Annotated in this window: 11 protein-coding genes; 5 read left to right on the forward strand and 6 right to left on the reverse strand. The window is 65.6% G+C overall.

Annotated features, from left to right (window positions below):
* The 4 genes from C2I19_RS17070 to C2I19_RS17085 all read right to left on the reverse strand — a co-directional run.
* On the reverse strand, positions 1–548 hold a 548-nt coding region (locus C2I19_RS17070; protein WP_199181245.1), incomplete at its 3' end, for a hypothetical protein.
* 145 nt (positions 549–693) lie between these two features.
* Complete coding sequence (gene rquA / locus C2I19_RS17075) at positions 694–1401, reverse strand: rhodoquinone biosynthesis methyltransferase RquA (protein WP_103903859.1); 708 nt, start codon at positions 1399–1401, stop codon at positions 694–696.
* Positions 1402–1608: 207 nt separating this feature from the next.
* Entirely contained in the window at positions 1609–2382 is a 774-nt protein-coding gene (gene xth / locus C2I19_RS17080) for an exodeoxyribonuclease III (protein ID WP_103903860.1), read from the reverse strand.
* 227 nt (positions 2383–2609) lie between these two features.
* Positions 2610–4649 carry a M3 family metallopeptidase gene (locus C2I19_RS17085; protein ID WP_103903861.1) on the reverse strand — a complete coding sequence of 680 codons (2040 nt, stop codon included), beginning with the start codon at positions 4647–4649 and terminating at the stop codon, positions 2610–2612.
* A gap of 101 nt (positions 4650–4750) precedes the next feature.
* Here C2I19_RS17085 and C2I19_RS17090 point away from each other — a divergent pair, with 101 nt between their 5' ends.
* Positions 4751–5296 (forward strand): gamma carbonic anhydrase family protein, encoded by a 546-nt coding sequence (locus C2I19_RS17090; RefSeq protein WP_103903916.1) that lies wholly within the window; start codon positions 4751–4753, stop codon positions 5294–5296.
* 3 nt (positions 5297–5299) lie between these two features.
* Complete coding sequence (locus C2I19_RS17095; protein WP_103903862.1) at positions 5300–5794, forward strand: RDD family protein; 495 nt, start codon at positions 5300–5302, stop codon at positions 5792–5794.
* A 187-nt stretch (positions 5795–5981) separates the two neighbouring features.
* Here the strand turns inward: C2I19_RS17095 and C2I19_RS17100 are convergent, their stop codons facing one another.
* Positions 5982–7625: a methyl-accepting chemotaxis protein gene (locus C2I19_RS17100; protein ID WP_103903863.1), complete on the reverse strand. Its 1644-nt coding sequence runs from the start codon at positions 7623–7625 to the stop codon at positions 5982–5984.
* A gap of 331 nt (positions 7626–7956) precedes the next feature.
* Here C2I19_RS17100 and C2I19_RS17105 point away from each other — a divergent pair, with 331 nt between their 5' ends.
* On the forward strand, positions 7957–9591 hold the full coding sequence (locus C2I19_RS17105) for an APC family permease (protein WP_103903864.1): 1635 nt from the start codon (positions 7957–7959) through the stop codon (positions 9589–9591).
* 73 nt (positions 9592–9664) lie between these two features.
* On the opposite strand, the gene tpx is transcribed toward C2I19_RS17105, so the two are convergent.
* Positions 9665–10162, reverse strand: a complete 498-nt coding sequence (gene tpx, locus C2I19_RS17110) for a thiol peroxidase (RefSeq protein ID WP_103903865.1) — start codon at positions 10160–10162, stop codon at positions 9665–9667.
* Positions 10163–10325: 163 nt separating this feature from the next.
* Between tpx and C2I19_RS17115 the strand changes: the two genes are divergently transcribed.
* Both C2I19_RS17115 and C2I19_RS17120 read left to right on the forward strand, forming a co-directional pair.
* Complete coding sequence (locus C2I19_RS17115) at positions 10326–11033, forward strand: superoxide dismutase (RefSeq protein ID WP_103903866.1); 708 nt, start codon at positions 10326–10328, stop codon at positions 11031–11033.
* Between the two features lie 13 nt (positions 11034–11046).
* Complete coding sequence (locus tag C2I19_RS17120) at positions 11047–11766, forward strand: haloacid dehalogenase type II (RefSeq protein WP_103903867.1); 720 nt, start codon at positions 11047–11049, stop codon at positions 11764–11766.
* The last annotated feature ends 6 nt before the right edge of the window (positions 11767–11772 follow it).

Here is an 11772-nt window from a genome sequence, read left to right on the forward strand (position 1 = left end):
GCCTTCTTGGCTACCGGAGCGGAAGCGTCGGCCTTGGCGGCTTGAGCCTTGGAAGCTTCAGCCTTCTTGGCGGCGTGGTGCTTCTTGGCGTGGTGCTTGTGAGCCTTCTTGGCTACCGGAGCGGAAGCGTCGCCCTTGGCGGCTTGGGCCTTGGAAGCTTCAGCCTTCTTGGCGGCGTGGTGCTTCTTGGCAGCGTGCTTGTGAGCCTTCTTGGCTACCGGAGCGGAAGCGTCGGCCTTGGCGGCTTGGGCCTTGGAGGCTTCTACCTTCTTGGCGGCATGCTTCTTCACGCCGGTTTTCCTCACTGCCTTCTTGGCCGGAGCGGAGGCGTCAGCCTTTGCAGCCTGGGCCTTCTGGGCGGAAGCGACGACTTTCTCAGCCTTTTTGGCATGATGGATCTTGGCCGGGGTTTTCTTTTCGGCTTTCTTCGCGGCCGGGGCTACCTTGGCGGCCGGGGCGGAAGCCGGAGCAGCGGATTCGGCGGCGAAACCAGCGGCGGAACTCAGGCCAAATACGGCGGACAGGGCAAGCAGGCTCAGTTTTTTCATGATTCGTCTCCAGATCAGTTGCGGAGGGAATCTCTCCGCCAGGCACCGTGTTTGGTGTTTCCTTGAGGCGTATCCTAGCCTTGCCCCATCCCGCCGTCTGTTAGTCCCATGTAAGGCCGTGTAACGCTACGTACATGCCGCAGGATCAGTCTTTGCGCCGCGCCAGCACAATCTGGTACACGCCGCCGAAAACCGTGCGCTTGCTCCAGTCAAAACGGCCGGCCTCGCGCGCATAGCTGTCTATCCCATTGCGCCACAAGGCCTCGGCGAACGGCTCCAGCACCCGGTTCACCCACTTCAGCAGCCAGCCGATGGGCTGCCAGGCCCGAGGCTTGTGGTAGTCGACGAACATAGCCCGGCCGCCTGGCGCCACCTGGGCCAGCATATTGTCTACGATGGCGGACTTCATGTTTTCCGGCACCTCGTGCAGCAGGAAAAAGCTGCATACCAGGTCCTGCTTCTGCTCCGGCTGATAGCGGGCGGCGTCGGCGCGCACCACCGCGGCCTGGCTGACCGCGGCCAGCTTGCCTTCGGCCAGCTCGATCTGAATCGGCGTGATGTCGGTCAGCGTGAAACGGCCCTCCTCGCCCGCGCGCGCGGCGGCGCGCTGCACCAAGTCGCCGTAGACGTGGGCGACCTGCCATACCTTCTCGCCAGGCTGGATCTCGTCCAGATACGCGCGCATCAGCCGCTGGTCGTTGCCGAACAACAGGGTGCGCACCACCAGCTTGTGATCCAGCAGCCTGGCCTTGCGCGGATTGACGTAGGCCCAGTCGTAGACCTCGGTCATATAGTCCGGAACGTCTTGGTAGTAGGGATCGCCTGTGCTGGCGCGCGTGTGCAGTGTGGTCATGGTGGGTTCCCGGCATGGATGAGTGATGGAGTCAGCTTAGCAAGCGGCGCGGCAAGCCGGCTTGAGCCAGACCAAACCTTGGCCCGGCCACGCGCAAAGCATATTCCATCGTCTTTTTATAGGCTCAAACTGCCTGGTTTGGCCGCCGCCGCCAAGCAAAAGGCCCAGCAGGACGCCGGGCCTGGGTGGATTCTTCCGCAGCCGGGATCAATCGGCCAGGGTCAGCACCACCGGGGTATGGTCGGACGGGCGCTCCCACTTGCGCGGCGCCTTGTCTATCTCGCAGGCGAGCGCGCGCGGTTTGAGCGCATCGCTGACCAGGATGTGGTCGATCCGCACGCCCTTGTTGCGGCGGAACATCATCTGGCGGTAATCCCACCAGCTGTACTGCTTCTCCTCCTGATTGAACAGGCGGAAGCTGTCGGACAGGCCCAGGCCTATCAGACGGCGGAAGGCGTCGCGCTCGGGCGTGCTGCACAGCACTTGCTCATGCCAGCCTTCCGGGTCGTAAACGTCGCGGTCTTCCGGCGCGATGTTGTAGTCGCCCAGCAAGAGCAGGTTCGGATGCGCGGCCAATTCGGCGGCGACGTGCCCTTCCAGCTTGGACAGCCATTCCAGCTTGTACGGGTATTTGGGCGAGTCCACCGCCTCGCCGTTGACGAAGTAGGCGCAAATCGCGCGCACCCCGCCGATGGTGGCGGTGATGACGCGGCGTTGCTCGTCGACATAGCCGGGAATGCCGGACACCACGTCCTCGATTTCCAGCGGCGCCTTGGCCAGGATGGCTACGCCATTGTAGGTTTTCTGGCCGAACCAGACCGCGCGGTAGCCGGCGGCTTCTATCTCAGCCAGCGGGAAGACGTCCTGATCCATCTTCAGCTCTTGCAGGCATAGCACCTCCACGCCGGTATCGGCCAGCCATTGCAGCACCTGCGGCAAGCGGACTTTCAGGGAGTTGACGTTCCAGGTGGCAAAACGCATAGCCGGGCTCTCCAAATGACGGACTAAAGGCCGACACCATAACAGCCGCGCGCGGCGCTGTGCAGGCCCTGGGCAAAAAAAACGCCCCCGCTGCGCGGAGGCGTGGAATAGACACGATATCACTACCCTGATATGCGTCTGGCTCGCTTGCTGCTCCGGAAGACAACCCTGAGCAAAAGATTAGAGCCGGACGATGCCAGGCGAGTTCCAAAGGTTCTAACTATTTTTTACGCGGACTCCGCCGCCATGCCGGAATGGCGCAGCAGGGCGTCGATTTCCGGGTCGCGACCGCGGAAAGCGCGGAACGATTCCAGCGCCGGGCGGCTGCCGCCGACGGCCAGGATTTCGTCCCAGAACTGGCGGCCTACCTGCGGATTGGCGCCGCCGGCCTCCTCGAATGCGGCGTAGGCGTCGGCCGACAGCACTTCCGCCCACTTGTAGCTGTAGTAGCCGGCCGCGTAGCCGCCGCCGAAGATATGGCTGAAGCTGTTGGGGAAGCGGTTGTAGGCCGGCGGACGGTTGACCGCCACCTCGTCGCGCACCTGCTCCAGCAGCGCCAGCCAGTCCACGCTGTCAGGATTGCCGGCGGTGTACAGCTGCATGTCGAACAAGGAAAACTCCAGCTGACGCACCATCTGCATGCCGGACTGGAAGTTCTTGGCGGCGATCATCTTGTCGTACAGCTCGCGCGGCAGCGGCTGGCCGCTTTCGCTATGCGCGGTCATGCCCTGCAGCACGTCCCATTCCCAGCAGAAGTTTTCCATGAATTGGCTCGGCAGCTCCACGGCGTCCCATTCCACGCCGCTGATGCCGGCCACGCCGGCCACCTCGATGCGGGTCAGCAGGTGGTGCAGGCCGTGGCCGCACTCGTGGAACAGGGTGATCACCTCGTCGTGGGTGAAGTAGGCCGGCTTATCGCCCACCGGACGGCTGAAGTTGCACACCAGATAGGCCACCGGGGTCTGCACTTGCTCGCCCTTGCGGCGGCGGCCGCGCACGTCGTCCATCCACGCGCCCGGGCGCTTGCCGTCGCGGGCGTAGAGGTCGAGGTAGAAACCGCCCAGCAGCGCATCGCCCTGGAAGATTTCAAAGTAGCGCACGTCCGGGTGCCAGGCGGCGACGCTGCGCTCGGCGAAGCGCACGCCGTACAGGGTGCCGACCACGCTGAACAGGCCTTGCAACGCCTTGTGCTCGGGGAAGTATTGCTTCACTTCGTGCTCGGAGAAGGCGTAGCGGGCGACGCGCAGCTTCTCGCTGGCATAGCCGATGTCCCAGGCCTGCAGCGCGTCCAGCCCCAGTTCGGCGCGGGCGAAAGCCTCCAGCTCGGCGCGGTCCTGCTCGGCGTAAGGCTTGGCGCGACGGGCCAGGTCGCGCAGGAAGGCTATCACTTGCGCCGGGCTTTCGGCCATTTTGGTGTACAGCGACAGCTCAGCGTAGTCGGCGAAGCCCAACAATTGCGCCTCTTCGGCGGCCAGCTTCAGTTTTTCGCGGATCAGCGGACCGTTGTCCTGTTCGGCCGGGCCGAACTCGGACGCGCGCTTGGCGTTGGCCTCGTACAGCTTCTCGCGCAAGGCGCGGTTGTCGGCGTACTGCAGCACCGGAAACAGCAGCGGGAACTGCAGGCCCAGCTTGTATTTGCCCGGCTGGCCGTCGGCCTCGGCCATCGCGGCGTACATGGCCAGCGTGTCCTCGGGGATGCCGGCCAGCTCGGCTACGTCTTCGATGTACAGGCTGAAGCCGTCGGTGGCGTCCATCACGTGCTGCGAGAACTGGTTGGATAGCTCGGCCAGGCGGCTGGACAGCTCGGCGAAGCGTGCCTTCTGGGCCTCCGGCAGCTCGGCGCCGGCCAGGCGGAAATCGCGCAGGTCGTTTTCGATCACTTTCTTCTGCGCCGCGCTGGCGGCGGCGAAAGCGGGATTGGCCGCCACCGCCTTGAAGCGGGCGAACAGGTCCAGGTTCTGGCCCAGCTCGGTGAAGAAGGCGGAGACACGCGGGATTTCGGCGTTGTACGCCTCGCGCAGGCCCTCGGTATTGCCCACCACGCCGTTCAAATGGCCGACCACGCCCCAAGCGCGGCCCAGCTTCTCGGTCGCGTCGGTCAGCGGCTCCACCACCGCGTCCCAGCTGTCGCCGCTGGCAGCGACCACCGCATCGATGGCCGCGCGGGCATCGGCCAGCAGCGCGTCCAGGGCCGGGGTGATGTGCTCCGGCTGAATGGCGTCGAAGCGCGGCAGATCGGAAAAGTCGAGAAGAGGGTTCTGGCTCATGGCTTCAACGTCCTGTTTAATGGGGCGGATATGATAAAGGAATTTGCGCGCCGCCGCGCGCGGCCGGCACAATGCATGCTTACCGAGATAAGGACGAAACGATGAAAAGCAATATCCGCCAATACGACGGCCACTCCCCAAACATTGCAGAAGGTTGCTACATCGATCCGGCCGCGGTGGTCATCGGCGAGGTGACGCTGGAAAAAGGCGCCTCGGTCTGGCCTTGCGCGGTGGTGCGCGGCGACGTCAACCATATCCATATCGGCGAGAACAGCAATGTGCAGGATCACGCCATGCTGCACGTCAGCCACAAGACGGCGGCCGATCCGGCCGGCGCGCCATTGATCATCGGCAAGCATGTCACCATCGGCCACCACGTGACGCTGCACGGCTGCACCATAGGCGACGAGGTGCTGATAGGCATCGGCAGCATCGTGCTGGACCGCGTAGTGGTGGAGGACCGGGTGCTGGTCGGCGCCGGCAGCCTGGTGCCGCCGGGCAAGCGGCTGGAATCCGGCTATCTGTACCTGGGCAACCCGGTGAAGCAGGCGCGGCCGCTGACCGACAAGGAGCTGGCCTACTTCCGGTATTCCGCCGAGCACTATCTGCGCGTGGCGGACAAGCACAAGGTCAATCTAGAGGACTGAATAATGGAAAACGCGCCGCAAGCCGAAGAACTGGAATACGTGGGTTTCTGGGCCAGGGTATTGGCCAGCCTGGCCGACACCGTGCTCCTGCTGATCGTATCGGCGCCGCTGCTGTGGCTGCTGAGCGGGCGTGAAGCGGCGTCCATCGGCGGCATGCCGGACCTGGCCGAACTGAGCGGCGCCGGCTCGCTGACGGAGCTCCTGGTCAACTACCTTCTGCCGGCCGTCGCCGTCATTCTGTTCTGGATACACAAGAGCGCCACGCCGGGCAAGATGATGCTGGGCGCCAAGGTGGTGGACGCCGACACCGGCGCGCCGTTGACGCCGGGCCAAGCGGCCTTGCGCTACCTGGGCTATTTCGTCTCCATCATCCCGTTCTGCCTGGGCCTGCTGTGGGTGGGCGTGGACGCGCGCAAGCAGGGTTGGCACGACAAACTGGCGCGCACGGTCGTGGTTCGCCGCAAAACCGCGCCGGCCGCGTTCCCTAATCGGCGCTGACGCTTAAGAACTTGTTCACGCGTTCTTAGAGTCCGGCTTTTTTAGACTCGTTGTTCGAGAAACCGCGTCTCCGCTGCGCCCCCAACGCTTCAAGCCTGCCGCCGGGAGGCAGCCCCGAGCGTTTAAACGGCCCTTGCTTGCCCCGGCAATGAAAGCTGTTCAAAACCATGCCGATCATGAATAGGCGCTAAACCGGCCGCAGCGCGGACGCCGCCATCGGCATGTCTCGCTCCGCCGCAACCGGCTGCGGCGAGGGCAACCGGAACCAGGCCATGGCCTGGCCCAGGCCGCCGGCAGACTGCGCCAGTTGCAGCATCAACGGCTCCGCCGCCTCCATCTGGCTTTCGATATCGTGCGCCAGGCTGGCCAGCTCGTGGCCGTGCTGGCGTATGGTGCCGCCGGCGCGGGCCTGCAGCTCGCGCGCGGTGCCGATGTCTTCCATCAAGACGCCCAGCCGGCCCAAGGCGCCGTCCACCAGGCCCAGCGCGGCGTCCAGCGCCTGCTGCGAGGCCTGGCTCTCATGGCTGGCGCTGCCGGCGGCGGCGATGGCCTCGCCCAGCGCGCCCTGAGCGCGCTCCATCTTGCGCAGGCTGTCGAAAATCGCGCTGGTGGCGGTAGCCGTGCTTTCCGACAGCTTGCGCACTTCATCCGCCACCACGGCGAAGCCGCGCCCCGCCTCGCCGGCGCGCGCCGCCTCTATCGCCGCGTTCAGCGCCAGCAAATTGGTCTGCTCCGCCACATCGCGGATCAGCGAACTGATCTGGGACACCGCGCCTACCGCCTCGCTCAATTCACGCATTTCCAGTGTGGCGAAATCGATGCGCTCGGCTAGCTGGCGCATCGATTCGGCATTGCACTCGCCCTGACGCCGCGCCTGGCCGGTCGCCGTGGCCGCGCTGCGCGAGTTGTCCAGCGCCGCCTCGATATGCTGCGCCACCTGCTCCGCGTGATCGGCGATCTGGGCCGCGGCATCGTTGCACAGCCGGCTCTTGCCGGTCTGCTGCTGGCTGGCGTCCGCGCTCTGCCGCGTCAGCAGCTGCAAGCGCTGGCTGTCGCGCAGATTGTTGCCGGCATGCAGCCTCACCTCGTCCAGCAGGCCGGTCAGCCGATCCAGAAAGCGGTTGATGCGCGCAGCGGCGTGCGCCAGTTCATCCTTGCCCTGATCGGGCAGCCTCACCGCCAGATTGCCCTCGCTCAGCGCGTCGGCCGCCTGCGCCATCGCGCTCAGATGGCGCTTCAGGCGACGCGCCATGGTCAGCTGGATCAGCACCACCAAGGCGCTGGCCAGGGCCAACGGCCCCAGGATCAGCGGCGCCAGCCAAGCCAGCGAAGATGCCAGCGCGGCCTTCTCCTGCCGCAGCTCGCCGTCGCGGCGGGCCACTTGGCGGTCTATCTCCGCCGCCAGCGGCGCCAGATCGCTCAGATAGGCCTGCTCCGGGATGGACAGCGCGTCCTGCGGCGCCGTTTCCGCGATGCGGATGGCGCTGCCCAGATTGCGGCCGTATTCCTGCCAATGCCCGCGCAGCGCGCCGGCGAAAGCCTGGCTGTCGCCCGCCGGCAGGCTGGACAGTATCTCGTCTTGCAGCGCGGCCACCTGGCCTTGCGCCTGCTTCAGCCGCGTAGCGGTTTCCGGCAGCAGCGGATCGGCCCGCGAAAAAGACAAGGCGATGGCTTTCAATTGCTGCAGATTGCTGCTCAATTGCTGTAAATGATTGTAATGATCGACGTGGCGGGTGAAGGCGTAAAGCTGCTGGCCGGTGACCGCCATCACCAGCGCCAGACTGGCCAGGGTGAAGGCTATGGTCAGCCACAGGCGTTTGATCAGAGACATGACAGGCGCTGCTTGATGCGGGGAAACGCGGCCAGTTTAGCCCTTGATTGTGACAAAAAGATTGCAGGACATATAAGCAAACCCTGGCATAGAGTATTCACACTGGGTTACAATCCGCCCGCCTCCAGCAGGGGATCAGCGGCGTCCGTCCGCCCCCTGCGGCATGCGCCTCGCGCCCGCCGAACCAGGCCGCGCCCGCCCCCAGCCGGCGCGCATCCGATAAGACCGGGACACCCGGCTCCATGGACAACTCAGGCATGCCGGCCCTGGCGCGCGCGCCAAGCCGAATGTTGCCACTGTCCGTACAACGTAAACGACAGGAGATTCACCCTTGCAACAACAACATACTCGTCACATCGGCCCCGTCGCGCTGATGCTGACCGGTCTTGGCTCCATCATCGGTTCCGGCTGGCTGTTCGGCGCCGCCCACGCCGCGCAGATCGCCGGCCCCGCCGCCATCGTCGCCTGGATAGTCGGCATGGTGATCATTCTTTCCATCGCCCTGAGCTACGCCGAACTGGGCGCCATGTTCCCGGAAACCGGCGGCATGGTGCGCTACGCCCGCTACTCCCATGGTTCCCTGCTCGGCTTCATCGCCGCCTGGGCCAACTGGATCGCCATCGTATCGGTGATTCCGATCGAGGCCGAAGCCTCGGTCCAGTACATGAGCACCTGGCCCTACGCCTGGGCGCAGAACCTGTACCACAATGGCGAATTGAGCACCGTCGGCCTGTCTTTCGCCGCCGTGCTGGTCATCGCCTACTTCCTGCTCAACTACTGGGGCGTGAAGCTGTTCGCCAAGGCCAACAGCGCCATCACCGTGTTCAAGGTGATCGTGCCGGCCGTGACGGTGGGCGCGCTGGTCTACAGCGGCTTCCACTCGGAAAACCTGAACAACCCGGCGCTGGGCGGCTTCGCGCCGTTCGGCTGGGCCAGCGTGATGACCGCGGTGGCCACCAGCGGCATCGTGTTCAGCTTCAACGGCTTCCAGAGCCCGATCAATCTGGCCGGCGAAGCCCGCAATCCGGGCAAGAGCGTGCCCTTCGGCGTGGTCGGCTCCATCCTCTTGGCCGCGGTGATCTACGTCGCGCTGCAAGTGGCCTTCCTCGGCGCCCTATCGCCGGCGGAACTGGCGCACGGCTGGAAGGGCCTGGACTTCAGCTCGCCGTTCGCCCAGCTGGCCATGGCGCTGGGCCTGAACTGGCTGATGATGACTCTGTACTTCGACGCCTTCGTCAGCCCCAGCGGCACCGGCGCCACCTATATGGCGTCCACCTCGCGGATGATCTACGGCATGCAGCGCAACGGCACCATGCCGGCCATCTTCGGCCGCATGCACCCGCTGTACCACATCCCGCGTCCGGCGATGTGGTTCAACCTGGCGGTGTCCTTCGTGTTCCTGTTCTTCTTCCGCGGCTGGGGCACGCTGGCCGCGGTGATTTCGGTGGCGACCGTGATCTCCTACCTGACCGGCCCGATCAGCGCCGCCGCGCTGCGCCGCTGCGCGCCGGAACTGCCGCGCCCGCTGCGTCTGTCCGGCATCGGCGTGATCGCGCCGTTCGCCTTCGTCTGCGCCTCGCTGGTGCTGTACTGGGCGCGCTGGCCGCTGACCGGCCAGATCCTGTTCCTGATCGTGGCCGCGCTGCCGGTTTACATCTGGTACCAGGCCAAGGCCGGCTGGCCGGACTTCAAGCGCGAGCTGAAGGGCGCGATGTGGATGGTGCTCTACCTGCCGGTGATGGCTCTGCTGTCCTGGATAGGCAGCGCCGAGTTCGGCGGCCTCAACATCCTGCCTTACGGCGTGGACATGGCCGTGGTGGCCGCGGCTTCGCTGGGCTTCTACTTCTGGGGCGTCAACAGCGGCTGGTACACCCGCTACCTGCGCGACGAACACGACCCGAAGCTGGTGGAAGCCATGCAGCGCGAAAACGAGCCGGCCGGCAAGCTGGCGCCGCAACGCGGTTAAGCGCTCGCACTCAGCTGGCAACAAAAAAGCCGACCCCAGGGTCGGCTTTTTTGCATGACGGCTGCGGATTCGCTTACAGCGCGGCCAGGGCGGCGGCGTAGTCCGGCTCGTCGGCGATCTCGCCCACCAGCTGGCTGTGCAGCACCTGGTCGTTCGCGTCCAGCACCACCACGGCGCGCGCGGTCAGGCCGGCCAACGGGCCGGAGGCCAGCTTGACGCCATAGGCCTCGGCGAAGCCCGGATTGCGGAAGGTGGACAGGTTCACCACGTTCTCGATGCCTTCCGCGCCGCAGAAGCGCTTCTGCGCGAACGGCAGATCGGCGGAAATGCACAGCACCACGGTGTCGGCCAGCGCGGCGGCCTTCTCGTTGAACTTGCGCACCGAAGTGGCGCAGGTGGGGGTATCCACGCTGGGGAAGATGTTCAGGATCTTGCGCTTGCCGGCGAAGCTCGCCAGCGTCGCCTCGGCCAGATCGCCGCCGGTCAGTTGCAACGCCGGAGCCTGTTCGCCCTTGGCCGGCAGCTTGCCCGCCACTTCCACCGGATTGCCGCGCAGGGTTACGGTTGCCATGTCTTGCTTCCTCGTCTGGGTTGATGATGGCCATAGTGTGGAGCAAAGCCGGCGAAATTCAACCCTGAACCGCGCAGGGTCGAGCCTTGAGAGAAATGACAATGTTCTTGAATTGCCGGCCGATCTGCTCCACTCTGGCGGTATCAACGCCAAGGAAGCCCATATGACCATTCCGCAACGCAACACCCCGTCCCGCCGCGAGTTTCTGCTGGCCGCCGCCGGCACGCTGGCCGCGCTGGCCCTGCCTACGCTCTCGCCGCTAGCCCGCGCCTCGTCCGCCCACGCGCTGCCGCCGCTGCCCTATGCCGACAACGCGCTGGAGCCGGTGATCTCCGCCAGCACCCTAGGCTTCCATTACGGCAAGCACCACAAGGCCTATCTGGACAATCTGAGCAAGCTGACCGCCGGCCGCGACTACGCGGACTTGTCGCTGGAAGACATCATCGTCCGCTCGTCCAAGCAGGCCGGCGACGCCGCCATCTTCAACAACGCCGCCCAGCTGTGGAACCACAGCTTCTACTGGAACAGCCTGCGGCCGCAGGGCGGCGGCACCCCGCCGCAACAGCTGCGCGAAATGATAGAGGCGTCTTTCGGCGGCGTAGACGCCTGCAAGCAGCAGCTGGCCGGCGCGGCCATCTCGCAGTTCGGCAGCGGCTGGGCCTGGCTGGTGCAGGACGGCGACAAATTGCGCGTGGTGAAGACCGGCAACGCCGACAATCCAATTACCGCCGGTTTGACGCCGCTATTGAATGTGGACGTGTGGGAACACGCCTATTATCTGGATTACCAGAACCACCGCGCCGACTACGTCAACGCGGTGCTGGACAAGCTGATCAATTGGGATTTCGCGCAGCAGAATCTGCAAGCCTGAACAGGAGGCGGCCATGCCGACTAGCCCCGTAGACGCGCTGGTTTTCGATGTATTCGGCACCGTGGTGGACTGGCGCGAAGGCGTGGCGCGCGACGGCGCCGCCTTCCTCGCCCGCCATGGCGTCCCGGCCGACGGCCACGCCTTCGCCGATGCCTGGCGCCGCCATTACTCGCCGGCGATGGAGGGCGTGCGCAGCGGCGCGCGTCCCTTCGTGCCGCTGGATACCCTGCACCGGGAAAACCTGCTGGCCATCCTGCCGGCCTTCGGCATAGACCCCGGCACGGTGCCGGAAGACGAGCTGCAATGGCTGATCCGCGCCTGGCACCGGCTGGAGCCATGGCCGGACAGCGTGGAAGGCCTGACCCGGCTGAAAGCGCGGTACATCATCGCGCCGCTCTCCAACGGCAACTTCCGCCTGCTGCTGGACATGGCCAAATACGCCGGACTGCCCTGGGATGCCATCATGGGCGCGGAATTGGCCCAGGCCTACAAACCGCAGCCGCAGGCCTATCTGCGCACCGCGGAACTGCTGGACCTGCCGCCGGAGCGCATCTGCCTGGCGGCGGCGCACAACGGCGACCTGGCCGCCGCGCGCCGCTGCGGCTTCAAAACCGCCTTCATCGCCCGGCCGCGGGAGTTCGGCCCGGACCAGAAAACCGATCTGGCCGCCGAGCAGGATTGGGATTGGGTGGCGGGGGATATCGTCGCGCTGGCTAGCATGCTGGGGGCCTGAGCTGCC

The sequence above is a fragment of the Chromobacterium alticapitis genome, assembly GCF_002924365.1.
Lineage (GTDB): Bacteria > Pseudomonadota > Gammaproteobacteria > Burkholderiales > Chromobacteriaceae > Chromobacterium > Chromobacterium alticapitis.

Coding starts and splice junctions, on each gene's coding strand:
- C2I19_RS17115 (WP_103903866.1), top strand. CDS start 10,326: ATGACCATTCCGCAACGCAACACCCCGTCCCGCCGCGAGTTTCTGCTG.
- xth (WP_103903860.1), bottom strand. CDS start 2,382: ATGCGTTTTGCCACCTGGAACGTCAACTCCCTGAAAGTCCGCTTGCCG.
- tpx (WP_103903865.1), bottom strand. CDS start 10,162: ATGGCAACCGTAACCCTGCGCGGCAATCCGGTGGAAGTGGCGGGCAAG.
- C2I19_RS17095 (WP_103903862.1), top strand. CDS start 5,300: ATGGAAAACGCGCCGCAAGCCGAAGAACTGGAATACGTGGGTTTCTGG.
- C2I19_RS17090 (WP_103903916.1), top strand. CDS start 4,751: ATGAAAAGCAATATCCGCCAATACGACGGCCACTCCCCAAACATTGCA.
- C2I19_RS17085 (WP_103903861.1), bottom strand. CDS start 4,649: ATGAGCCAGAACCCTCTTCTCGACTTTTCCGATCTGCCGCGCTTCGAC.
- C2I19_RS17100 (WP_103903863.1), bottom strand. CDS start 7,625: ATGTCTCTGATCAAACGCCTGTGGCTGACCATAGCCTTCACCCTGGCC.
- rquA (WP_103903859.1), bottom strand. CDS start 1,401: ATGACCACACTGCACACGCGCGCCAGCACAGGCGATCCCTACTACCAA.
- C2I19_RS17120 (WP_103903867.1), top strand. CDS start 11,047: ATGCCGACTAGCCCCGTAGACGCGCTGGTTTTCGATGTATTCGGCACC.